General features: G+C 62.2%; 1 protein-coding gene. It reads left to right on the top strand.

Annotated elements, in window-relative coordinates; genetic code table 11:
• On the top strand, positions 1–255 hold a 255-nt coding region (locus ACLQ24_RS30185; protein ID WP_425895130.1), incomplete at its 5' end, for a transposase.
• Between the last annotated feature and the right edge of the window lie 263 nt (positions 256–518).

Here is a 518-nt window from a genome sequence, read left to right as displayed (position 1 = left end):
CGCACCGACGACGTCAAGGGCTTCAAGGTCCTACCCCGCCGGTGGGTGGTCGAGCGGACGTTCGGCTGGCTGGTGCGTAACCGGCGCCTGGCCCGTGACTATGAGCGACTGACGGTCAACTCCGAAGCCAGGATCAAGATCGCGATGATTCGACTCATGACGATGCGACTGGCCGGTCAGACGATCCGCTGGACCAACGCCACCGAACGCGAAGCCGCCCGACGCATCAACGCCGAACAACTTATCGTGGCGTAGCCATACGGTTACCCGACGGTCTCTTACGCCGCCGCGACCACGACACCAGCGTGCCCCGCTCCTCGTCGGTGAGCACCAGTTCCGCCTTCGGGCGACCACGACCAGCCATGCAGACAGCATCCACCACCACAGTCACCGCCCGATGTCACCACAACAACAAATAGGAAACAAATTTAAGGCGCGGGACACTGAGGTGATCTCAGCAACGCATAACGGTTGATTGGCGCGACACGGACGAAGGCGGCGAGTCGGGCAGTTGTGGA

Origin of the sequence: Micromonospora sp. DT4, assembly GCF_049841675.1 — a bacterium.
Lineage (GTDB): Bacteria > Actinomycetota > Actinomycetes > Mycobacteriales > Micromonosporaceae > Micromonospora.
Note: the sequence above shows the minus strand (reverse complement) of the source record. Positions and strands in the feature narration are given on the sequence as shown.